21 protein-coding genes are annotated in these 22,655 nt (G+C 37.6%); 12 read left to right on the plus strand and 9 right to left on the minus strand.

What is annotated here, in order from left to right; all coding sequences use genetic code 11:
- Window positions 1-63: 63 nt before the first annotated feature.
- Together IGI52_RS14880 and IGI52_RS14885 are read right to left on the minus strand one after the other, a co-directional pair.
- The gene (locus IGI52_RS14880) at window positions 64-906 is read right to left on the minus strand and encodes an aldo/keto reductase (RefSeq protein ID WP_311871619.1); all 843 of its coding nucleotides are present in this window, start codon (window positions 904-906) and stop codon (window positions 64-66) included.
- 320 nt (window positions 907-1,226) lie between these two features.
- Complete coding sequence (locus IGI52_RS14885) at window positions 1,227-2,252, minus strand: LLM class flavin-dependent oxidoreductase (RefSeq protein ID WP_016181713.1); 1,026 nt, start codon at window positions 2,250-2,252, stop codon at window positions 1,227-1,229.
- Window positions 2,253-2,589: 337 nt separating this feature from the next.
- Here IGI52_RS14885 and IGI52_RS14890 point away from each other — a divergent pair, with 337 nt between their 5' ends.
- Genes IGI52_RS14890 through IGI52_RS14900 form a run of 3 tightly spaced genes read left to right on the plus strand, consistent with a single transcriptional unit; the run spans window position 2,590 to window position 4,847 of the window.
- Entirely contained in the window at window positions 2,590-3,336 is a 747-nt protein-coding gene (locus IGI52_RS14890; RefSeq protein ID WP_311871618.1) for a hypothetical protein, read from the plus strand.
- Between the two features lie 37 nt (window positions 3,337-3,373).
- Window positions 3,374-4,111: a hypothetical protein gene (locus tag IGI52_RS14895; protein ID WP_311871617.1), complete on the plus strand. Its 738-nt coding sequence runs from the start codon at window positions 3,374-3,376 to the stop codon at window positions 4,109-4,111.
- On the plus strand, window positions 4,104-4,847 hold the full coding sequence (locus IGI52_RS14900) for a restriction endonuclease (protein WP_438781643.1): 744 nt from the start codon (window positions 4,104-4,106) through the stop codon (window positions 4,845-4,847). Before IGI52_RS14895 ends, IGI52_RS14900 begins: the two co-directional genes overlap by 8 nt.
- A gap of 164 nt (window positions 4,848-5,011) precedes the next feature.
- Here the strand turns inward: IGI52_RS14900 and IGI52_RS14905 are convergent, their stop codons facing one another.
- From IGI52_RS14905 to IGI52_RS14920, 4 genes are all read right to left on the minus strand, one after another.
- Window positions 5,012-6,553: an AAA family ATPase gene (locus IGI52_RS14905; RefSeq protein ID WP_311871615.1), complete on the minus strand. Its 1,542-nt coding sequence runs from the start codon at window positions 6,551-6,553 to the stop codon at window positions 5,012-5,014.
- On the minus strand, window positions 6,534-7,814 hold the full coding sequence (locus IGI52_RS14910; RefSeq protein WP_311871614.1) for a hypothetical protein: 1,281 nt from the start codon (window positions 7,812-7,814) through the stop codon (window positions 6,534-6,536). The genes IGI52_RS14905 and IGI52_RS14910 overlap by 20 nt, the downstream gene beginning before the upstream one ends.
- Window positions 7,815-8,438: 624 nt before the next feature.
- Complete coding sequence (locus tag IGI52_RS14915) at window positions 8,439-8,771, minus strand: hypothetical protein (protein WP_311871613.1); 333 nt, start codon at window positions 8,769-8,771, stop codon at window positions 8,439-8,441.
- A 121-nt stretch (window positions 8,772-8,892) separates the two neighbouring features.
- A complete protein-coding gene (locus IGI52_RS14920; protein WP_311871611.1) occupies window positions 8,893-9,435 on the minus strand; it encodes a GNAT family N-acetyltransferase in 543 nt (180 codons plus the stop codon).
- A 244-nt stretch (window positions 9,436-9,679) separates the two neighbouring features.
- On the opposite strand from IGI52_RS14920, the gene IGI52_RS14925 reads away from it, so the two are divergent.
- The gene (locus IGI52_RS14925; protein WP_311871610.1) at window positions 9,680-10,654 is read left to right on the plus strand and encodes a MerR family transcriptional regulator; all 975 of its coding nucleotides are present in this window, start codon (window positions 9,680-9,682) and stop codon (window positions 10,652-10,654) included.
- A gap of 248 nt (window positions 10,655-10,902) precedes the next feature.
- On the opposite strand, the gene IGI52_RS14930 is transcribed toward IGI52_RS14925, so the two are convergent.
- Window positions 10,903-11,535 (minus strand): hypothetical protein, encoded by a 633-nt coding sequence (locus tag IGI52_RS14930; RefSeq protein ID WP_311871608.1) that lies wholly within the window; start codon window positions 11,533-11,535, stop codon window positions 10,903-10,905.
- A gap of 41 nt (window positions 11,536-11,576) precedes the next feature.
- Window positions 11,577-11,960 (minus strand): hypothetical protein, encoded by a 384-nt coding sequence (locus tag IGI52_RS14935; RefSeq protein ID WP_311871606.1) that lies wholly within the window; start codon window positions 11,958-11,960, stop codon window positions 11,577-11,579.
- A 781-nt stretch (window positions 11,961-12,741) separates the two neighbouring features.
- Between IGI52_RS14935 and IGI52_RS14940 the strand changes: the two genes are divergently transcribed.
- From IGI52_RS14940 to IGI52_RS14950, 3 genes are all read left to right on the plus strand, one after another.
- On the plus strand, window positions 12,742-13,674 hold the full coding sequence (locus IGI52_RS14940) for a PLP-dependent cysteine synthase family protein (RefSeq protein ID WP_311871630.1): 933 nt from the start codon (window positions 12,742-12,744) through the stop codon (window positions 13,672-13,674).
- A gap of 199 nt (window positions 13,675-13,873) precedes the next feature.
- Entirely contained in the window at window positions 13,874-14,530 is a 657-nt protein-coding gene (locus IGI52_RS14945) for a class I SAM-dependent DNA methyltransferase (protein ID WP_311871604.1), read from the plus strand.
- Entirely contained in the window at window positions 14,531-14,995 is a 465-nt protein-coding gene (locus IGI52_RS14950; protein ID WP_016181700.1) for an S-ribosylhomocysteine lyase, read from the plus strand.
- 500 nt (window positions 14,996-15,495) lie between these two features.
- Here the strand turns inward: IGI52_RS14950 and IGI52_RS14955 are convergent, their stop codons facing one another.
- Window positions 15,496-16,383: a VOC family protein gene (locus tag IGI52_RS14955; RefSeq protein WP_016181699.1), complete on the minus strand. Its 888-nt coding sequence runs from the start codon at window positions 16,381-16,383 to the stop codon at window positions 15,496-15,498.
- A gap of 924 nt (window positions 16,384-17,307) precedes the next feature.
- Between IGI52_RS14955 and IGI52_RS14960 the strand changes: the two genes are divergently transcribed.
- From IGI52_RS14960 to IGI52_RS14980, 5 genes are all read left to right on the plus strand, one after another.
- Window positions 17,308-19,584, plus strand: a complete 2,277-nt coding sequence (locus IGI52_RS14960) for a lectin-like domain-containing protein (protein ID WP_016181698.1) — start codon at window positions 17,308-17,310, stop codon at window positions 19,582-19,584.
- A 16-nt stretch (window positions 19,585-19,600) separates the two neighbouring features.
- Entirely contained in the window at window positions 19,601-19,972 is a 372-nt protein-coding gene (locus IGI52_RS14965) for a hypothetical protein (RefSeq protein WP_016181697.1), read from the plus strand.
- Complete coding sequence (locus tag IGI52_RS14970) at window positions 19,969-20,556, plus strand: WxL domain-containing protein (protein ID WP_311871599.1); 588 nt, start codon at window positions 19,969-19,971, stop codon at window positions 20,554-20,556. The genes IGI52_RS14965 and IGI52_RS14970 overlap by 4 nt, the downstream gene beginning before the upstream one ends.
- A 69-nt stretch (window positions 20,557-20,625) precedes the next feature.
- Entirely contained in the window at window positions 20,626-21,339 is a 714-nt protein-coding gene (locus IGI52_RS14975; protein WP_048720485.1) for a WxL domain-containing protein, read from the plus strand.
- Between the two features lie 18 nt (window positions 21,340-21,357).
- Window positions 21,358-22,137, plus strand: coding sequence for a WxL domain-containing protein (locus tag IGI52_RS14980; RefSeq protein WP_311871597.1), 780 nt, complete (start codon window positions 21,358-21,360; stop codon window positions 22,135-22,137).
- Window positions 22,138-22,655 lie beyond the last annotated feature (518 nt).

Raw genomic sequence — 22,655 nt, forward strand, 5'->3', positions numbered from 1 at the left:
ATCGCCAGTTAATCAAGCAAAAAATCCGCAGTCAAAGAGACTGCGGGTTAAAAATAGAGAAGACTAGTCTCTGCTCATTGAATTTTTCAAAAATTCTTCATCATTAGGGTCACCAGAACCGCGTTGGTTTTTATCGATCGCTGCGATGAGGCTCATTTCTTCATCTGTTAATGTGAAGTCAAAGACATTGATATTTTGCGCAATCCGTTCTGCGTGAACCGATTTTGGAATTACAATGATTTCTCGTTGCAAGTGCCAGCGCAGAATGATTTGAGCAACTGATTTATTGTGAGCTTCAGCGATTTTCACTAACGTTGGATCGTCTAAAACATTGCTCTTGCCTTGACCAAGCGGGCCCCAAGCTTCGTGAGCGATATCCAAGCTTCTCAAATACTTATTTAATTCCTTTTGCTGGAAGTAAGGATGAGTTTCGATTTGGTCAACAGCGGGTTTTACTTTTGCCGTCGTTAATAATTTTTCTAAATGTGGTTTTTCAAAATTAGAAACCCCGATGGATTTGATCAAGCCATCGTTGTATAAATCTTCCATTGCTCGCCATTTTTCGTTGTAGCCGTCACTTGGCCAGTGGATCAAGTAAAGATCCAAGTAATCTGTTTGCAATTTCTTCAAAGATTCGTGGAAAGCTGCGATTGTTTCATCGTAAGTCCTATTGCTGTTCCAAACTTTTGAAGTGATGTACAGGTCTTCACGCTTTACATCACTCTCAGCCAGTGCTTCACCGAGCCATGCTTCATTGTGATAGATCGCTGCCGTATCAAAGTGACGATAGCCTTCTTTTAATGCAGCGGCTACTGAACGTTTCAAGTCATCTGCATCTTGAACTTTAAAAACACCTAGGCCCAATTGAGGAATCGTTTGACCATTGTTTAGCTTTAACTGTTCCATTAAGAAAACCTCCTAAATATAGTCGTTCTATGTACAAGTATACCTCTGTGTTGACGATATCGTAACAAATTTGTTTGGTGAAAACGAATAGGTTGTATCTGTATTTATTTTTGCATTTAATTAACGCTCTATAGTCAACTCTAAATAACGTTCCGCACTTCAGTCAGGATTTTCAGATGACCTTTAATTATTCAGACCAATCCTACAAGACTTATAAGATAGTTCATATTGGATCTGTATTGATTGTAAAATAAATACTAAAACCTTAAAACAGGAGCAAATCTGAAAAATTAGATTTGCTCCTGTTTCTAATAGTATATTTATCTCCAGCCTAAATCAGGGGCGACATCTTTTACAATCGTTTCAAGTAAGTGCATATTGTAATCTACTCCCAAGGTGTTCGGGATCGTAACTAACACCGTATCCGCTTCTTTGATCGCTTCGTCCTCAGCTAATTCCTTAACGATCTTATCTGGTTCACCCGCAAAGGTTTTCCCAAAGATTGTAGGATTTTGATGATAAGCCAAGAAACCGACTTGATCGTATTTCGCATCATCGCCTTGATGACCGAATAGCTGACGATCCATATCTGTAGTAATCGGTTGGATTGAACGGGTGACTAATGTTCGTGGCTCGAAGTCGTGACCAGCTGTTTTCCAAGCTTCCTTGTATGCCCGCAGCTGTTTAGCTTGTTGGATATGGAAGGGTTCGTTGGTTTCGTAGTTTACCAACGTTGACGATTGCAGGTTCATTCCATGCTGCGCTGCCCAAACGGCAGTCTGAGTCGAACCAGCACCCCACCAAATTCGATGGCGTAAGCCTTCTGAATAAGGCTCCAAGCGTAATTTTCCAGGTGCTTGCGGGAACATTGGCTGCGGATTTTGTTCAGCGAAACGTTCGCCTTCGATTAATTTTAAAAATTCCAGTGTCCGTTCACGGGTAATATCCTTGATTTCTTCTTCGCTGTAGTCGTAGCCGAAATATTTCCAACCATCAAGAACCTGCTCAGGTGAACCACGGCCCACGCCTAATTGCACTCTTCCTTGAGTAATAATATCTGTAAGTCCAGCATTTTCTGCCATCATATAAGGATTTTCATAACGCATATCAATCAAACCAGTCCCAATCTCAATCTTGCTGGTTTTCGCACCGATCGCTGATAATAATGGGAAAGGGGAGCCAATTTGATCCGCAAAATGATGCACGCGGTAATACGCACCATCGATTCCGATCTTTTCCGCTTCCACCGCTAGATCAATCGATTGCAGATAAGAATCCTGCGCCGTTTTAACAAGTGAACCTTGGTCCATCCAATGACCAAAACTCAAAAAGCCGATTTTTTTCATGAAGATGACCTCCTTCATACTCTTTAAATTTACTTACTTTTAATAAGTTGAACCGATTCTACTACGATTGAATATAAAAAGCGAGGATTTGTTCTTGGGAGAGAAACAACCTGATAAAGTGACAATCTATGTAACGAGGGAGTTAAAGTCTATGGAGGATCTTAAAGCTATTCTCTCTACAGCATCCATTCTAGAAAAAATTGAAAAACCATTTGAAGATTGCCATAATCCCTAAAACGAGTACACTGAATCTGTTAAAATATGTCTAAGATAATAATTCAAATGACTGTATTTAAAGAATTGTTTCGTTTAATACTTTTTCAAAAGGAGATTATTTATGAAAAGAGTTCTATCACTATTTTTGGTTGTATCATCTTCTTTTTTACTTGCTAGTTGTGAGGACAACAATAAGCAAAGCGCTAATAGCTCAGAGAGTCATTCATCCACTAAGAAAGAAGAGGATTCTTTTAGTGCGAAAAACTCAAGCTCGATTGAAGAAACACCAACCTCCACAGAAATGACAACTTCCAGCTCTTCTAACAAAGCAGTAGAAACTACGGAAGTTGACACAAAGAATCTAAGCGAAGAACAAGTAAAAAGATGGATAGCATCCATTTGGATCAAACGAAAGAACATAGATCCGTTTAATGACCCGAAATTCGAAATTATTTTAGAAACGAAAGAGGACGGTTTACTGTATGCGTCAGTAGAAGCAACTCACGAACAAATAGATACATTGGATTCGTTTAGAATCAATTCCGATGGCTTTCTTGAAGAGTCTGGTTACTTCTTAAGTATGCCTGATAAAGGATGGATCGTAGTATCAAAAAACTATTTAGATACTAGCTTGGTCAATGTTGAAGGACAAACCACTTCGGCCACCGGAGAAAATACGCCATCAGATCATGAAAGAGCGGAACTGGTTCGAAATCTTATGAAACAAAATCAAGGACTGGATGAAGATGTTTTAGCGTCCATTCCAGATGAAGAGATATTAGCAGCAAATGCAGGGAATGTGACTAATACTCAAGTAGCGCAGACTGCGGAGAATTTGGTGATGATGTATCCTGAGTTGAGGCCATAGAAGAACCTAAAAATAAACAGTAGAGAAGAGGAAACTAATGAAAAATCACAAGAAACTTGTTGAATCTGTTGTTGGGATGTTAAGTAGCTATTTTAATTCAGAGAACATTTACAAACCCAAAATAATTAGAGATCAATATATTTTGGGAAGAACGATGAAAAACCATGTAGATATATACTTGGAATTTATTCAAATGAATAATGTTGAAAGAACGATAATAAATGTAGTCTCTAGTAGAGAAGCTACAACGGAAGATGTTTTAAGATTATCAAATACTCTAAATGATTTAGAGTTCAAAGCAAAGGGCGTTTTGTATTATGATTCTTGTATTTCAAATGAAGCATTAATAGTATCTAAACATAAGATAGAAACAGTTAAATTTGTTCTTCAAAATGAAATTATTAAAAGCTTACGTAAGGCAATCGAAGTATTATTGCCTGATGAGTCAACTATTGGAGATCCCTTTTGGGTAGTGATGGAAACAGATGAAAGAGGTAAAAACACAGGAACTTATCATTGTTGTGAAGGCAGGGTGATTCCATTGTATTTATCACGTAGGCAAGCTCAAAAAATAGCTGAATCTATGGAAGATAATCATAAAGTTTACGGCTTAAGTCAAGTACACTTAAAGAGTCTCTTAAATATGGCAAATTTGGATGATTTTCAATTAGGTTTGATTTATCCAAGATTTGGATTATTGAAGCCAGCACTGATTATTGCACCTGGCAATGATAATATTCTTAAATGGTATTTCAGGGAGAACGAGTATGTTTAATAAATTTAAAAATAGAGGAAGAAAATTTGAAGATGTAATAGAAGATATCTGTCGAAAGATAGCTGAAGATGAAAGAATTAACGCGAAAATATCAAAAAGAATTCCTATAATTGGTGCTGATAATACTATGCATGAATTTGACGTTTTATATGAGTATGAACATTTCGGATTACAATATAGGGTTGCCCTCGAATGTAAAAGCTGGAATAAAACTATTAATAAGAGCCAAGTAACAGATTTTGCTTATAAATTGAATAGTGTAGGCAATATTAATGGGATCTTTTTATCAGAGACTAAATTACAAAAGGGAGCCAAAATGGTTTCTGAATACGAAAATATTAAATATATAAATTATTCAGATTTTAGAAAGTTTAGTCTTAGCCATACCGAAAAATATCTTATTCCAAACTATCGAACAATAGGTGATCCTTTTTGGATGTTCTTAAACACTAATGGAAAGAATTTTTATGATCAAAATATTTTTATTAATGAAACGCTTTATCTTTTTGAAAGCAAATATTACGCAATCCAATTTCAAGAGGCTATGTTTAATCCGAATAATAGTTTCATTAAGTTAATTGGTGTTAGCCAGCAACATTTAAAGGACATCAGGAGTTTTTATAATACACACAAAATTAATGTAGCTCTATTTAACACCCTGGAAAGCGATTTGAGTAATAATATCTTTCGTTTTATCGAAGCAGATTTAGATGATATAGACTCAATGATTCGATAACAGGTTTATCAAAAATAATACACATCAAAAAACCTAAGAGGTATTGGTTCTCTTAGGTTTTTTCGATTAAAAGTTAGGAGGAAAGAAAATTTAGTTGTGGAAATCTAGAATCAATCACCTGCCTTACTTTCACATTATGTTGATTAATCCTTGTTGTCGTTCAGTCAATTTTCAATAATCTTAGAAAATTGATTGAAAATAATTCGTTTAACACGCCTTAGGTTGTTCTCCGTACCATAGTCAATTTCCAACAGGGCTTTTTGCATACTTAATATTTCTTCTGGATTATATTCTTGAGCAATAGACTTTAGGTATTCTTCATAGTCGTTTATAAGTTCAATAACCGTGAAATAGATGAATTCGTCTCTTTGTATTGGCGAAAGGTTCTTAAAATGTTCACACATATCAATTCTGGAAATAAGAGATTCTGGTAACTTTTCAAAATAATTGTGTTTAGTTAAATTTGAAGTTAGTATGATAATATATCCATTCAAATCAACAACATCTCCATTTAGATCCGTATATGAGCCATCTTCAAGTAATTCATAAAAGAAATCAAAAATTGCTTTATCAGCTCGATCGAATTCATCAATTAGAATGATTTTAGAATCGCTTTTTTTAATTTTATTTGTAAGCTCTCCGCCTTCTTCGTTACCTTGGTAGCCCCTCGGAGAGCCAATTAAGCTCCATAATGATCCTTGTCCTGAATAGTTTCCGAAGTTTATTTTTATTTGTGGTGTCGCAGGATATAAGTGTTTATGTAGTAAACGTGCCACTTCTGTTTTTCCACTACCTGATGAGCCGCATAATAGTAAAGAGAGTATTTTACTTCTACCCAATTTGTTTAGAACGATAAATGAGTTCATTTTTTCTTCAAATCTCTGCAAAAAAGCTTCTTGCCCAAAATATTCTTTTCTTATCTTTGTAAATAGTTCATTTGCTTTTTTTTTGTCAAAATCTAAAATCGAATTAGGCGTAACAAGAACCTCTTTTGAGGCAGAAACATCTGTCTCAATTACTTCCGAAAATAAGGGGTATATCTTTTCGTAAAAGGACTTCTTATAATCTTCATTGATACAGAACTCAATATTTTCTGTATGAGTCAATTCTACAATTGCAATCTCAATACCGAAAGACGACTCTAAAATAGAATTTGAAAATAATCCACTAATATCTACTAAATAGTGTTCATTCTCATCTATTTCATCATAGTTAACTAAATACAAAAAACCATTTTTAACAACTAGTTGTGATAAGTTCAATAAAACTTTATTCTTTTTCAAACCTGGGAGAGTTCCATTCTTATACATAGTTATTGGTTTTAGAGTTGCAGTTTTTTCTGATTTAGTATTTGTTTTCGGTGAATTGGAGCCATCTTTCGATTCGTATTGAAATCGACCTTTAAATATTTTATTAGCTAAATCATAATATGATTGTTCAATTAAAAACTCACATTCAGTGTTATTCTCAATAATTTCATCTAACTCAATTTCGTATTTAAATTGAAAACCTTCATTATATTTTAGTAATGATACTAAAGAAGTAATATCGTAGTATTTTTTAGTATCTGTTTCATCACCAATAGAAATCAAATCACCATTTCGATTAAACAAAGTTGAAATAGATGTAACAATTCCGGACTCAGATAATGTATCATAAGTTTTTTTGAAATTGTCATATTCGTAACTAATTAGCTTCCTCTTCATTGGCTCCTCCTTCGATAACAACTTGTTGCAGGATAGCAATAACATCAATATAATGCGTGATAGACTCTCCTTCAGATGGTTTTTCAGTTGTATTTGTAGAGAATGAAATAGTATCAAATTCATCAGCTTCATTCATTACAGTTACCGGATTTTCAGCTTGTTTTGTATTTGGTTCTTGATTCTCCTTCGATTTAAGCATGTTATCAAGAAATTGAACTGGTCTATCATACTTTCCTTTATAAACACCAACCACTGTAACGGTTCCGGTAAGCAAATCATTGACAGAATAATTATTTTCAAATTGAGAGTTTCCAGTGAAAGGAATCGTAATAATATAAGATCTATCATTTTTTGAGAAATTCAATTCATAAACATATTCAGATAGAAATGAATTTAGTATAGAGGAAAGATTCATTTCATAGTCCAAACCTTGTTCTTGTCCACGTATGTTAAAACCATTAAATGCTCCACTCATCATCATTTTTATTGCTTCTGAATTTTGTTTATCAAAGAGCTCCATTTTCACATCATCAAGTTTTATAATCTTTCCTTCTGTAAGGTCGCTGAATTCAGTAATTGATTCAGCTTTATTAAGAACAAGTTCAAGAAGCTTTGATTTAGTATTTTTTATTTCGAAACTCTCACGTAAGGCCTCTTCTTTCTTTGAGGAGCTTCCAACAGATTCTTGTGTAGAAATATTAATTGGTATGCCTTCATTATTAACTCCAAAATTGAACTGTTCAGACTCAGTATTCGAAGAACTAGTCACCTTTTCTTTTTCTACAGTCATCTTTATCTTATTGTTAATTAGCATAGCTAACTCATATGTTTTAGAAAAATTCACGAAATATATGATAAATAGATTTTGAGAGAAATTTTGTTTGTTAGTATCTTTGTGATTACTACTAATAGTTTCATTCTCTTTATGTAAAAGAATAAATAATACTAGTGAACAAGTTAACAATACAGCCATAATTAAGTATGCCCACATTAATAAAAATTTTGTACTAATGGTTGAATAACTAATTACGATTGAAAGACCATAAATCAAACTAGTTAATAACCTTTTAGATTCAAATTTTACTTCATTCTTATTTTTAATACTTATAGAAGTTATCATTAGGATTGACATTGGCAATAGTGATATTGCGAAACTAAGATTATCGTGGATAAGCTGATCAACAGTTACTCTAACAAACACTGAAAGTAATACAATAATACTAGTTGATAAAATATATTGAAAAATAGTTTTTGATTTCATAATTCCTCCCAGTTATACTTTTTATTATTTAATTGTAGCACTATACTTCATTCAAAACATTGTGTTTTTAAATCTGATAAAAGTCTTTTTTATTAGAGAAACATATCGTTTTTACTCACCATGCTTAAATTCCAAAATAATTATCTAAAGATTTTAATAATGGGATAATAGGGAGATTCTTCACTAATATAAGATAATTAAAAAAATTCTAGGTCTCAAAAATCTCAACCTCATAAATTAGTTTGAGATAACTGTTCCAACTGTAAATCATCATTTTATAAATCCAAATCCTAAATACATTATCTAGAAGCAATTGTGGTAAGCTGAAGCTGCAATGGAGGTGGAAATTACTACAATACGCAAGGTTCGAAACTGGATTTAAATTTTGTTCATTCTGTAAATAGGAAGGCAAAAGAAGGAAAAATCTTATATACAGAAGCCTACGATCTTTTAGGAGCAAAAGGTAAAACCTACGATAATTTGGTGAAACACATGGAAGGCGATAATGAAGAGGCCCAAAGAGATTGTTCCAAAAAGAATACAATCATTTCTACAAATACTAAATAGCCGAACGACCAAACACTATCACATCGATAGTCACAAAGTCACTCGGCTTTTCAAAACTTAATTCTCATTCACAATCTTCTGAATCACCTCCGCCAAATGTCGAATCACATTCGGTGCGCTAGTGCGGAAGTCATCGATAAACGATCCCGACAGACTATCAACGGTACCGACTTGTTTGTTCATGATATCAAAGATGGCAAGGGTTTTATCTTCGGGCTGCCATTTCACTTTCCAGTAGGGACCTTCTAGATCGCCATCTAGGATTTGCTGGCTATTATCGAGTACGGCTTGTTGGATGACTTCTTCTTCGGTGATTTTATCGCCTTTTTCTTTGAAGTAATTTAGTTTTTGTTCGACTTCATACATATTTTCGGGAACTAATGAGTACATGATCGGGACTCCTTTTCTCGCTTATTTGCGAGGTTTTACTTTCTTTTGTTATATACAACTTCGGCTAAATCTGCAAAGAAAAACCCTTATACCGCGATTTTGGTATAAAGGTTTGGATCGTCTATTCTCGCCAATATTCTGGCCGCATAAATTCATCGCAACAGCGCACGGTTCCAGCGTAGTCTTCAATCGGAAAATCAGCCTTCAACGCTTGAACCATCCATGCATCTTCTTTGCCTTTTTCTACAGGATAAGGCGCTTGGAAATCGAGTGGCAACGCGGGCTTGAAGCCATGCTTTGGATAGTACTCGATATGACCTAAGACAAAGACTAACTCAACGTGCTTTTGCTGCAGCAGGCGCAGTCCTTCTTTGATCAATTGTCCGCCTATTCCTTGCTTTTGATAATCGGGCATAACGGCTAAAGGCCCCAAGATCATAACCGAAAGCTGTTCGTGATTCGTGAGTGTTGCCTTCGTAAACAGGATATGTCCGACAGGTTTATCCTCATCAAATGCTAAAAGAGATAAAAACGGCTGAGCGGTTGGATCGGCCAATAGCTTCTCAGTCAAATCGGCCTCGTCTACTTCTCCAAATGCGTGTTTTTCGACGTGGTAAACCGTTTCGTTGTCTGCTTTAGTTGTTTCTCGAATTGTCAGTTTCATTGTTTTGCTCTCCTCATATAAATGATTTTTTTAGCTGAATGAAGAGCAAATCACCGATAATAAACACAAGTTAGTCAAACAAGAGCCCCCTTTGTTTTGATAGCTTCATTATAAAAGAGACCGATTACAACTACAAGTGACGTTAAGAGCTACTGCTTGATTGCCTAGGAAAAGTTCAAAAATAGCTTGACTCTTCCTTTGGGTAAGCCTTCATAATGAAGTAAGTCAGGAAAGGAGATGAACGATGAATAATTTAGTCAAAATCAGAGAGGTATCCAGTAAATACAATATTACTGCGCGTGCGCTGCGTTATTATGAAGATATGGGTATCCTGAATAGTACTCGCAGCGAGGGGTCCACGTATCGGATGTACGACGAAGAAGCCGTTCGACGGATCGAACAGATTCTTATTTTACGCAAATTGAACATCAGCATAAAGGACATCCAGCGGATTTTCAAAGCTTCCGGCTCGGATGTTGTGCTGGAGGTTTTAGGTAGAAAGGTCAACGCGATTGACGATGAGGTTTCTTTGCTGAATGAACTGAAAGGTATTGTGCTTGATTTTATCGAGGAAATAGAAAAAATGAATTTTTCGGATAATGCCGATATCAAGCAGCTCTACAACAAGGCCAAGGACATCGAGACGCAGATTGTCAACGTAGACTATATTGGCAAACCGGCGAATATCAATCGCTTGATCGAGATCACGGATAAATTAGATAAGAAGGTTCCCGATGTGATGGTGATCAGAATTCCATCCTTTAGGGCAGTCACCTCTGGCGAACGCACCTTTGAAGAGATCTTCAAAAAAGGCGGCTATATGTTTCAGCTGTGGCAGCATTTCCCGCTGTATCGTCCAGTTATTTTTGACTGTTTGGACTTTATGCTGGTAAATGAAGACAAAGCCACTATGATATGCGCGGTTAAAGAAGGCGTCAGTGAAGCCGATGTGAGCCCGCTTGAGCTGATTGATTTTCCAGGTGGTCTGTATGCGATGGCCGTCAGTATTGACGAAGACGATGAGAGCATCCAGAAAGTCCAAGACAAAATTTTTCAGTGGGTAGAAGGAACAAACTTCGAAGTGGATAAATCCCGCAACTTTATGTTCAATATGCCTTATTTGGACGAAGAAAATGCGTACCAAAAGGACATCGAGAAAGGTCTGGGCTATCGCCAAATGCAACGCTATGTTCCGATAAGATTGAAGGACAGGCTGTAGAATCATCCTGTAGCGGATCATCTGATCCAAATCAATCAAGCTGAGATTAATCAGGGACACGTTGAATCCAAGCATAGCTAAAAAACTGCTAAATAGACAATTCATAAGTGTTCCTTTGAGTAAAATAGGTAAAAAAGTCATCAAAAATACCGTCGCTTTCTAATATATTTTCACACCCCCTGAGACCGTGATCGCAGGGGGATTGTTTTACTTCCTACGCATGAATGACAGGATTTCGTTGTGAAGGGTTATTCTCGTGGTGTGCTCTCTGGCGCTTCTTTGTTTCGAGTTCGATACTTGATTTTTTGAATCCAACGAAACAGTCCTTTGCCTTCCTTAGTGCTCTGTACTTCAGTGTCGGGAATTTGCTCTATATTTGACTCTGCTTCATCGCCAATAATTTGCTTGTCTTTGCTTGTCGGAAGGGCCTCATTGTTGATCGTTATAGAGTCCGAGGTATCTACCGTTTCAATGTGTTCATACTGACGTTCAAGTGCTTGGCTTAAGACAGGGATGCTAGGTCGCAACAACTTGGTTGGCAGGGTTTCTTTTACTTTGTCAGATTCATCAGTGACTTCAAAAGAGCAAACTTTTTTACGGGTAGCGTCCTTCATTTTTTCTGCTTCAATTTGTGTTTCTTCGGGGTCATGCTCCAAATCAAAAATCATGGTTTCAATCGTAGTGACGAACTTCGCCGATAAGACGGAATCAAATAGTTTTACGCCATCTTTTTCAAAAAGGTCTAGTGTCGTTAATAGTTCGCAAGCTTCTTTGATTTCTTCTGCCGGCAAGCTGGTGTCCACACCTTTGTAGCGCCAGTTGTGCTTGCCACCGTTATTCTTCGTAAATAATGCAATTAAATCTGTCGTTTCGGTTCTCATCGAATCCTTCCTTTCTTGTTTTATGCGTAGGGTGTTTTATCTCAGGTCTCCGTCGTTTCTTCAGGGCGGACAGCTGAAATAAGTGAACGAACAGCAGAGACGACTTTCTTGCCAAAGTTTCTTATGGGAAAGACTCTTAAGGCCAGCCTTTTCCACTCAGATTCCATGAAGTAATCTTTGAAATAATAGAAGAAGCGTTTCATTGTGCGTGTGGCTTTGGTATTCATAAACAGGTAGCGGACAAGATCCTCCAGAATGTGGGCGAACTCTTGCGCACCAAGCTTGAAGCGTACGCGTAAGGCTAATATATACTTGATGGTTAAACTACTATTTTGTGTTTCTTGGTAATACTCTATGATGCGTTTTTCTAGTGTTTCTGGTTTTAGTGAGAATGTTTGATTGTATGTCAAAAGCTGTTCATTCATTAGGGTTTCCTCCTCATGGGTGTGTTATATGATCGTTCAGTGTTTTTCTATTTGAGAAAAGGAAGCAGCGTCCTGCATAGCCTTATTATTTTTGTTAACTACACGATACGAGATTTAGCAAAAAGATGCGAATCGCAAAATAACCATTACCCCCCCTCAATTTGACACGTTTTAGGGTGAAAAGAGGCTTTTTTACCCTGAAAATGGTTATTTTAGGGGGGGAAGTGTCAAATTGCGATTTGAAATGATTTTCAATTTAGAGTACAATTAAAGTTTTTGTTCAATTAGAATGTTTAGGTCTTAGAAACATTGAAAGACTGTTTGAATCACTTGAAGTTGAGGGGCTAATTCTAAGTTGTCGCTTGATATGATTGATCGAAAAGGAGTATGAGTATAGTCTAGGGTTTAGGTGAAAGGTAATTTTATTCATTCGATTAAAACCGCATGAGTCTTTCCTTTGACAGTAATCGCTATCTATGGTAATTTTTTAACTATTCTAAATGGTCTAAATATTTTTGGAGGTATAGTCATGACATTCAGCAAACAGTTCGCAACTGAATCTTGCTGTTGTTGTATGGTGCTAAAAAGCAGCATACCGTTTTGTCATGTCTATTAACTGCCCAATTTTCGATTATTTTGGCTACCTGTATACCCGTTGAACGGGAATTTACAGGAGCAATATAGTGGAAGCTCAAGGTGCTGATTAATAGTCGGCGCCTTTTTTTGTTACCTAAAATTGAACGACAAACATGCGAAAAAAATAAATACGAGGAGAGCAATGATGATTATTAATTCTATCCAAGCGGCAATCGGACATACTCCGTTGCTGCGATTCACTCACCATCAATTTGAAGAAATTCCCGAAGGTTCAGCGATTTATGCGAAGCTGGAATATTTGAATCCAGGGGGAAGCATCAAAGATCGGCTAGGTGTTTATCTAATTGAAGAAGGCTTCAAACAGGGCAGGATCAAAGAAGGGACGACTATTATTGAACCGACCGCTGGGAATACGGGGATTGGCGTGGCCCTTGCAGCGTTGGAGGCGGGCTTACCGACGATTTTTGTAGTTCCAGAAAAGTTCAGTTTGGAGAAGCAAGCGTTGATGCGAGCTTTAGGAGCGGAAATTGTCCATACGCCAATTGCTGAAGGGATCAGTGGTGCGATCGAAGAAGCGAAAAGACTGCATGAGGAACTTGCTGACAGTTATCTACCCTTACAGTTTGAAAATCCCGCCAATCCAGAAGCGTATTATCGCTCGTTGGCACCGGAATTGGTTGAGGATCTTGGAGAAGGTATCACCAGCTTTGTAGCAGGAATCGGTAGTGGCGGGACCTTTAGCGGGGTGGCGCGGTATCTATTAGAACGAAATTCCGCGATTCGCTTGATTGGTGTGGAACCTGAAGGCTCGATCCTGAACGGTGGAGAGAGTCATGGGCATGAGATTGAAGGGATCGGTGTTGAGTTTATTCCGACATTTCTAAACGAGTTACCGATCAGCTGCTTTGCTACGATTAGTGATGACGAAGGCTTTGCGATGACCCGAAAGCTAGCGAAGGAGCATGGAATTTTGATTGGCAGCTCATCGGGAGCCGCGATGGTAGGGGCCTTGGCAGAGGTTGCTAGCTTGCCTGCGGGAAGTCAAGTGGTGACGATTTTTCCCGATGCAGGAGATCGTTATCTATCAAAGGAGATTTATTTGAGAGAAGCTTATTAAGGATTATCCAGTAGTCTAATTTGCCAAGTCATGGCTATTATGAGTTGGCAAAAAAATGCGTGAAAACAACAGAAAGGAAACTTGCTGCTGGCGCAGGAGTATTACATGACAGAAAGGAAAAGCAAAAGGGCTTTGGAGGTGTGACTGATAGAGCCTAAAAAGTGAGTGATAGAAATAAAAATAGAGAGAGGTTAACAACATGGGATTGGAGTTTATGCCGATCTTTGAGGAGTGGGCAGTGGTCTACGACGATGAGGTGAATGGCGGAAATCCTGAATATCAGGAAGTTTTCGCTAATTACTGGCAGATACTGGATGAAATCAATGCTGCTTCGGGGGAGGTAGTATTAGAGTTCGGTAGTGGAACAGGCAATTTAACCGAAAAACTAGTCGTTGCTGGCAAGACCGTTTATCCAGTCGAGCCATCACCGGAAATGCGAAATATCGCAGCGGAAAAACCAGCGTTACACGAGACCACCTTTTTCGCTGGCGATATGGAAAAATTCCCTGTACCCAATGAACCAATAGATACGATCGCTTCAAATCTGGTCTTTCACCATTTGACCACAGAGGAAAAGACGCGAGCGATCCAACGCTACAGTCAGCTATTAACTACTGGCGGAAAGATCGTTTTTGGAGATACGATGTTCCTATCGCAGAAGACGTATACGGAAATCTTGGAAGTAGAAAAAGCAGCAGGACGAGCCAACTTAGCAGCTGATCTCGAACGGGAATACTATTCCTTAATGAGTGAGCTGGAAGAACTATTCCGAATGAATGGCTTCCAAACAAGGTATAAACAAATGAATCGCTTTGTTTGGTTAGTTATCGCAGAAAAAATAATGGAGGCAGAATAAATGAAAATGAATGTTGAGAGCTTCAATTTGGATCACACAAAGGTAAAGGCGCCCTATATTCGGGTGGCAGATAAGAAGACCGGAGCGAATGGTGATTTGATCGTCAAATACGATGTCCGCCTAAAACAGCCAAATCAAGCCTATATGGATATGGCGGCGCTACATTCGTTAGAGCATTTAACGGCAGAGCTAATTCGTAACCACGCAGATTACATCGTGGACTGGTCGCCAATGGGCTGCCAAACAGGTTTTTATTTAACCGTTTTGAATCACGACAATATCGATGAAATCATGGACGTAGTAGCGTTGACAATGCAAGACGTGTTAACGGCTACCGAAGTTCCCGCAAGCAATCCAGTGCAATGCGGCTGGGCAGCGAACCATACGTTGGAAGGTGCACAGGACTTAGCGAAAGAATTTTTAAGTAAGCGTGGGGAATGGTCTGTCATTTTTATGAATGAATAAGTGTTTTTAATTGGAGACTGACTCATGAATGAGTTGGTCTTTTTTTTGATGTATCATAGCTATTTGTGTTGTCCGTTATCTGTTCTTTGGATAATAATCGTTATTTTTAAAAGTTTGAGAGGCTAGTAATTCTTTTTTTAAACAAAATTTTTCATTTTTATTAAAAATTTGGGATTTTGTGTATTTACTGACTTAAAGTCTTATAAATAGCCGTTTTCTATAAAAAAGCTCGTGATATAGCGCGTTGCTGGCGTTAATGTTTACGGCTAGAATAATAACGGATGTGATTAAATCGATTTTTTGAAACGAATATTTATCAAATAATAAGATCAAATTATGAGCAGAAGATTATCAAGCTACAGGAATGAATAACTATTGAAGTAAATCCTATCTAGAGGGAGCCTGACAGGATGGTCTAGCAGAACAGCCTTTCCATTTTAGGTAAAAATAGGAAAAAGAGCGTGAAATCAACGGAAATTCGTGATTCACGCTTCTTCTGATCATCTTTCTGGATAAATATTGGCTTCAATTTCATCACGCTGTTTCGCTAAAAATGGTGGTAAAGCTAGACTTTCTCCTAATTTTTCCAGTGGCTCATCAAGTGTAAAACCAGGGGTCAAAGTCGCAAACTCTATACGATTTCCGCCAGGCTCACGAATGTAAAGGCTTTTAAAGTAACCACGGGAAACTAGCTTTTCGATCTGCCAGCCTTGTTTTTCTGCTCGTTGATACAACTCATTTAAGGCGGTATCATCAACAACCGCAAAAGCGATATGATCTGCACTGCCTCGTCCCATGTGACTAGGCTTGTTAGCTTCAGTAGGCAAGATTTCGAGAAAATCCGTCGCGTTCAATTGAATTCGCTGATTAACTGTTGCCCACCCAAGAAACGTCTCGAAAAAAGCACTAGTCGCTTGAGGATCGCTAACGTGGAGCTGACTAGAATGCAATCCTATGATTTGTTTATCTGCTGGAACGTCATTGTTGACTTGATGATCCATCGCCAATGGCGGTAAATCCGTCTCAGTTAAGATGATTTCTACCTGATCGGGGTCAAAAAAGTGAATTTGGCGATCATTTACAGAATAGTCGATAGAATATTTGTTCAACCGTTCTTGCCAATAAGCCATGCTAGTTTGCGGAAGCTTCAGACCTATTGTGGAAATGAAGTTTTGATTTTCGTAGCGATGTCCTAGGCTAGGGATAATAAAAAAGGTTACGACACTGCCGGGCGCTCCTTGATAATCGCCGTAGTAGTAATGAAGCATCCGATGATTATCTTGATTGACTGTATTTTTAACAAAGCGCATCCCTAGAATTTCTGTATAAAAATGGACATTTTCATGACTGTCTTTGGTTAATAATGAAATATGATGAAATGCTGGCATAAAATCCCCTTCTTTTTTGCTTACTTTTGATAAGTTTAAAAGAAAGGTGAAAAATGAGCAAGTCAAGCGGCTCGGTAGAGTAATTAGTGATGGATAAAAATAATGGCAGCCGTCATTTTCAGTAAACGTTTTCTTTTTTTGTAGGAAGTATTTGTTCTTCTCGTGTTTCTATTAGTTATTCTTAGAGTTCCTTTTTGATTCTTATATCCCTTAAAAGGATGTTTTCTTATTTTGTTAATAACAAGAAGTAAGTTCAGATTTACACCTAAAGTTGCTCTGTAATTTAATCTATAGTTAATGCTTGATATATAGAAAATTCCTTTTCTTTTTTCTTAAGGATGGGGAATAGCTAAGCAATAAAATCATAACGAAAATAAATAAAATAATATACAAAAAATAATTGTTTATATTTTCTGTAAATTAGAGGTGTTCTATAGCAAAGTTGAAACATAATTGTTTTTCCAACTTGAAGCAAACTTTTTGGAAAAAGTCCTAACCCTTTTATTAATAATATATTTGACGAATTATACATATAGATAATTCATGTATAGGGAAACAAATTTCTAATAAGTATATTTTTGGATTTGTTCTTTTGATAAATGATTAAATGATTAGAAAATAAGGCATAATTCTGCTTAATTACCATGATATTAACATGTTTTACAAAGCGGAAAATGTTATTATTAATTTTTAAAAGCAATGTTATGATATCTTATGTAAGCGGTTATATGTATGTCTATAAACATATTTCTTAAATTTTATTTCGAAATAAGTTGATTTAAAAAGACCTTCCTTTGTTTTTTTTTTTAATTTACAAAAAAAAAAAAGAAAAATGAAGAAATCAATTTCTGTTATTGTCATTACAGAAAGGAGGTCTAAGGATATAAAAGAGAACAGTTATTTTATAAAGAGAGGAGGATGCAAATGCAGAGACTGAGAAAGCTTACAGTATTTTTCATCCTAACTTTCATTGCCCTATCCCAAGTTTCGCTTGTCAGTGCGGAAACTTCTGAGCGAATCATTGAAAGCTCTAGTAATGAAAGTAGTTCAGAATCGTCAGAAGATCCAGAAGAACCGAAGGAATCCGTTAAAGAAAGCGATAAAAGTGACGAAGACGCTGAAATTGTTCGTACATCGGAATCGGAAGAGTTACCTACTTCTGAGAAAGAGGAGACTGTGACTAGTAGTTATGGTCCGGCAAAGAATAAAAGGACGCTAGTTAGGCCCTTTTTGGTAGGCACAGCGGATAATCCTTCAAATGTTCACCCTAGTTGGGGAGAGCTTGGAGATTATCACAATCCGAATGGATACGAAAGCGGTGTAAACATTTCGAATGTTTTTCGACCAGGTATCTCAAGTTCAGGACTGCCGCCGCAGGTATATGAGAATGGTAAGGTGCTGACGATTACGAAGGATCAGAAAAGTCAGCTGGGTGCTGTCTGGTCCAAGAATAAAATCGATCTGTCGTATGATTTTGCCTTTCGATTTGATATTTACTTAGGCTTAAAGAAAAGAAAAACTACAAGCCCTTCTAGTGAAATGGGAACAGGTGATGGGATGACCTTCACTTTTACAAATGATCCGCGAATTGGAACTGCTGATGAAACAAGCGTGATCGGTTCTGGCGGGAAGGCGTTAGGTGCTTATGGCGTCGGTAGTGCGGGAAGAAATTATGTTCGCAATGCCATCTCAGTTGAGTACGATACGTTTTATAACGATGACCAGGATTCCGGCCTTTCAGCTACTGATCGTCGATATGGACATATCGGAGTTGTCAAACCTGCTGAAACAACACCCAAGGGGCATCTCGCAGTAACGAATTCTAATTTTTGGCTGTCATTTGGTGGGACGTATTACGATAATAGGCTCCTTCCAGGCTGGCGTTCAATGGTGGTTGCTTGGCATGCAGCTAGTCGTACGTTAATGATCCGTGAAGAAAATGATGTAGATGACGGCATTCCGCCAATCAGCTACACCTTCAAGGATGAACAAGAAATGCTATCGACATTTGGTGGTTCGAAGGAAGTTTACTTCGGCTTTACTGGTTCAACAGGGTCGTTGGCACAAACCAATGCCTTGATGATCCGCGAAATGCCAACAGCAATCAAAAGTCAAGAAGCAACAATTCAAAATGTCACGCAAAATTCATCTGTTGGTACGGATGTGACTGCGCAGCGTGGGGATAAGTTAGAAATCAAGGATTCCATTAAAATCAAGAAAAATTCCTTTGGTTCTAAGAATGTCACCATTGAAACGACTTTACCATATGGTCTCGATTTTGATGACAAGTTGAATCTGAGATTGAATGGTACTGAGATTCCTGAAACGCTTTACGAAATTAGTGGTCAAAAGCTTAAATTTCCTAATTTGAATCTGGAAAACACGAGCAACGATCTGCTGAAGGAGTATGTGATTGCCTTCAATGCGAAGGTAAGCGAGGGCGCAGCAATCGGGAAGTCATTGAACACGAATTTTCATCTGACCAATCCCGATGCCTTAGAGGTAGATTACACGTCAAATAATGTCTCGGTAACAGTAGAGGATCCGCCTGCTGCAAATCTAGTCCTTCATCATAAGAAAGCTGACTCTAAAAGTGTTGAGACGGAAACAATCTCAATGCCAATTGGGAAAAAATTTCGTTTGATCGATTACAAAAAAGCGACATCCGATTATCAAGACTATGTTTATACGGGACTTGAGGGCGGCGATTCAGATGAAACCGAACATGAAATGACCTCAGCTGGTGCAGAATTTACGCTCTTGTATAAGCCAAAGGGTGAATTTAAAATGACGGTTCCAAAGATTTTTAACTTTGGCTCATACCCCATTCAGCAAAAAGAAATCAATGCGACAAAACCTAAAGGATACGAAGCAGATGGCAGTACACAAACTGATTTGAGTATTAAGGATACGCGTTATCAAAAATCAAAATGGACGCTTTCTTTAGCTCAAAGCAAACCGATTCAATTAGAAGGGGACGGTGATCGTAAATCACTAGCAGATACGTTGTACTATTCGGATGCTCAAATTAATCAAAATGCTTCAGTTGTTGAATCGGATACATTTACGACTGATACTATTTTGAATATCAGCAGCAGTTGGACAGACACTAAGGGCTTGATGATGAAAATACCGTTTAGTAAGCAATACAAAGGCGTCTATACAGGTGAGCTAACCTGGACGTATGCTTTAGCACCATAGACTGGAGGTTTGAGAGATGCAAGTTAAGAAAAAACCTAAATGGCTATTGATCAGTTGCTTAATGATTTCTTTTTTCTTTCATTCAACAAGCCTAGGTGCTTATGCAGAAGAAAAACAAGAATATAGCAGTAATGGCAGTGTAACGTTATATGGAGAATATAAGTTTGAGGAAGAATCAGCTAATCCGAAAGACAAAAAAGAATTACCAGGGACATCTGGTAATGGGAACGACTATGTTGATCGTGGAGCAAGCACGTCTTCTTTACCCGATACTATTCCACAATTAGGGGATTCTAGCTATGTAAGAGCTAAAATTTTCGGCACACTGATTTTAGGAATGATCGGATGCATGATAGTAAAAGAACGAAAAAAAGGAGTGCAAGCATGAAGAAAACAAAATTATTGGTATTGGCACTAATCTTAGGGTCTATCTCTACAGGTGCTATTTCAGCAAATGCTGAAGAAGCAACTGGAAAAATCGAATTTATTCAAGGAGCCGGATCTAATGGAGATGATCTTTACATTGATCATGTATCCAAGTTAGATTTTGGGCAAAAATCAATTAGTTTGACTGATCAAGATTATAAGAGCACTGGACATACATTTTCAGTCGTAGACCTAACGGGTATTTATTCAGGCTGGAGTTTGTCAGTTAAGCAAAATGCCCAATTTAAAGGAAATGGGGGAAATGGGAAAGATTTGTCAGGGGCAACTTTATCATTGACTGACGTAGGAACCCCAGTTGGAGTAACAGGTGTGACAGCACCTTCTAAAATCAATCCAACAATCAAATTTGCGAATTTCAATCAAGATCAAATAATCGTGCAAGCTGCTAAAAATGAAGGAAGAGGTCAATGGACCTTTAATCATAATGCAAATTTACATGTGCCAAAAACAGCCTTAGCTGAAAAAACAACGTACCAAACAACCATGACTTGGACATTGGAAAAAGCTCCTACTAGTAATCCTTAATCCAGAATGAAAGCTAAGTAGGACACGCAAATATCATACAAAAAAAAGTTGAAACCTCAGGAGGAAAACATGAAAAAAATTACTATTTTATTAACAGGACTTTTATTAAGCTCAGCTGTATTAGGCAGTCTATCAGTGGATGCAGCTACGTATTCATCAAATGGCGTCGTGAATTTTGAAAAGGACGATACTCCAACTCCCCCAGTTGATCCAGTTGATCCAGATCCAAACAAGCCGGTTGATCCCGTTGATCCAACTGATCCAAATGGCCCAGAGCCTGGTACCCCTGGACCATTGTCAATTGACTATGCATCAAGCTTTGACTTTGGTACACAAAAAATCTCAACTCAAACACATACTTATAATGCCGCATTGCAAAAGTACAAAAATGGAACCCCTGCTGATGGCCCTAACTATGTGCAAGTAACGGATAAAACTGGTCTTTATACAGGTTGGGACTTAACCGTTAAACAAGAATCACAATTTAAAAAAGGAACGACTGATTTAACAGGTGCAGCTATGACGTTGAATAAGATCAAAGCTAAAAGTATCAGCGGATCTGCTGCTCCTACAACTTCCACTAAAGTAGATCTAAATCCTGGTGATGAGCATAGTATTGCCTCTGCCGCTGCAGGACAAGGTAAAGGAACTTGGGCTTTCCATTTTGGCGAAAATGCAACGGATGCAGCCGATGCGGTTAGCTTAACAGTACCAGGGACTGCCAATGCAGAAGTTGGGAAATACACGACTAGCCTAACTTGGAAATTAGTGGCAAAACCTTAATTTAATAGGAGGCAAAATATGAGAGCAGTAACAAAGTTTATCATTACCGCAGCAAGTTTATCGATTTTTGCCTCAACTCAAACAGCTGCACATGCGCAAGAACAATTTTATCCAAGTGAGGGTGATGTAGGCTTTACATCAGGGAATGAAATTACACCACCCGTTGATCCAAATGATCCCGACCCGAATAAGCCGATACGTCCAATTGATCCAACTAATCCCAATGGTCCAAAGCAAGGAACGCCCGGGCCGCTATCAGTCGATTTCGTTTCCAGCTTAGACTTTGGTGAGCAAGAAATCACGAATAAAGATCGAACATATTACGCTAGAGCGCAACGTTACGTTGACACGGAATATTTAAGCCCAAATTATGTGCAGGTGACAGATACGAGAGGTGAGTATACTGGCTGGCAATTATTAGTCAGACAAACCAATCAGTTTCATGCGGAGAAGGCAGCGAAGTATCACACGTTAACGGGTGCAAGAATCACTTTGAAAAATCCGGAAAGCGCTAGTGTATCTGATAGTCCGGCTCCAGTGCTTAATCCTCAAATTTATTTAGAAGGCGATAATCGTTCAAATGTAGTCATGCAGGCGAGCGAAAACGCTGGGATTGGTACATGGGTAAACCGCTGGGGAACTGTCGAATGGGTAGAAGAGAAAGATCAAGAAGATAAAGTGAAAGAAATACCTGTAATCAAGTCGGTGGAACTTTCTCTGCCTGGAAAAACACCAAAAGAAGCTGTTAACTATTCGACAAATTTGGTTTGGACATTAACAAGCAGCCCGATTGATTAATACTTGTCATTAAAACGAATAAGGATGTCAGTTGCGAGTTCCACTACGTATTTTTAATACGTTAGTGGAATCGTATGTCGACGATAATAAGAGAATTTGATTCAAATTTACACATCTTTATTAGAGTCAGTTCAACTTTTAGCAGGAGATATAGCTAGAGAAGTATTAGGCAAAAATGTTTCATAAATGGACTGAATACTTTAGTTGAATGATATACGGCATTCGAATAGAACTAATTTTTCCGTGAAAAATTAATTCATTAAAACGAATAAGGATGTCAGTTCAACTTTTAGCAGGAGATATAGCTAGAGAAGTATCAGGCAAAAATGTTTCATAAATGGACTGAATACTTTAGTTGAATGATATACGGCATTCGAATAGAACTAATTTTTCCATGAAAAATTAATTCATTAAAACGAATAAGGATGTCAGTTCAACTTTTAGCAGGAGATATGGCTAGAGAAGTAATAGGCAAAAATGTTTCATAAATGGACTGAATACTTTAGTTGAATGATATA

It is taken from the genome of Enterococcus sp. DIV0187 (assembly GCF_051713785.1).
Lineage (GTDB): Bacteria > Bacillota > Bacilli > Lactobacillales > Enterococcaceae > Enterococcus_A > Enterococcus_A avium.

Coding starts and splice junctions, on each gene's coding strand:
- IGI52_RS14975 (WP_048720485.1), top strand. CDS start 20,626: ATGAAAAAAATTACTATTTTATTAACAGGACTTTTATTAAGCTCAGCT.
- IGI52_RS14915 (WP_311871613.1), bottom strand. CDS start 8,771: ATGTACTCATTAGTTCCCGAAAATATGTATGAAGTCGAACAAAAACTA.
- IGI52_RS14920 (WP_311871611.1), bottom strand. CDS start 9,435: ATGAAACTGACAATTCGAGAAACAACTAAAGCAGACAACGAAACGGTT.
- IGI52_RS14930 (WP_311871608.1), bottom strand. CDS start 11,535: ATGAGAACCGAAACGACAGATTTAATTGCATTATTTACGAAGAATAAC.
- IGI52_RS14885 (WP_016181713.1), bottom strand. CDS start 2,252: ATGAAAAAAATCGGCTTTTTGAGTTTTGGTCATTGGATGGACCAAGGT.
- IGI52_RS14955 (WP_016181699.1), bottom strand. CDS start 16,383: ATGCCAGCATTTCATCATATTTCATTATTAACCAAAGACAGTCATGAA.
- IGI52_RS14895 (WP_311871617.1), top strand. CDS start 3,374: ATGAAAAATCACAAGAAACTTGTTGAATCTGTTGTTGGGATGTTAAGT.
- IGI52_RS14970 (WP_311871599.1), top strand. CDS start 19,969: ATGAAGAAAACAAAATTATTGGTATTGGCACTAATCTTAGGGTCTATC.
- IGI52_RS14900 (WP_438781643.1), top strand. CDS start 4,104: ATGTTTAATAAATTTAAAAATAGAGGAAGAAAATTTGAAGATGTAATA.
- IGI52_RS14960 (WP_016181698.1), top strand. CDS start 17,308: ATGCAGAGACTGAGAAAGCTTACAGTATTTTTCATCCTAACTTTCATT.
- IGI52_RS14925 (WP_311871610.1), top strand. CDS start 9,680: ATGAATAATTTAGTCAAAATCAGAGAGGTATCCAGTAAATACAATATT.
- IGI52_RS14945 (WP_311871604.1), top strand. CDS start 13,874: ATGGGATTGGAGTTTATGCCGATCTTTGAGGAGTGGGCAGTGGTCTAC.
- IGI52_RS14890 (WP_311871618.1), top strand. CDS start 2,590: ATGAAAAGAGTTCTATCACTATTTTTGGTTGTATCATCTTCTTTTTTA.
- IGI52_RS14950 (WP_016181700.1), top strand. CDS start 14,531: ATGAAAATGAATGTTGAGAGCTTCAATTTGGATCACACAAAGGTAAAG.
- IGI52_RS14880 (WP_311871619.1), bottom strand. CDS start 906: ATGGAACAGTTAAAGCTAAACAATGGTCAAACGATTCCTCAATTGGGC.
- IGI52_RS14940 (WP_311871630.1), top strand. CDS start 12,742: ATGATTATTAATTCTATCCAAGCGGCAATCGGACATACTCCGTTGCTG.
- IGI52_RS14910 (WP_311871614.1), bottom strand. CDS start 7,814: ATGAAATCAAAAACTATTTTTCAATATATTTTATCAACTAGTATTATT.
- IGI52_RS14980 (WP_311871597.1), top strand. CDS start 21,358: ATGAGAGCAGTAACAAAGTTTATCATTACCGCAGCAAGTTTATCGATT.
- IGI52_RS14935 (WP_311871606.1), bottom strand. CDS start 11,960: ATGAATGAACAGCTTTTGACATACAATCAAACATTCTCACTAAAACCA.
- IGI52_RS14905 (WP_311871615.1), bottom strand. CDS start 6,553: ATGAAGAGGAAGCTAATTAGTTACGAATATGACAATTTCAAAAAAACT.
- IGI52_RS14965 (WP_016181697.1), top strand. CDS start 19,601: ATGCAAGTTAAGAAAAAACCTAAATGGCTATTGATCAGTTGCTTAATG.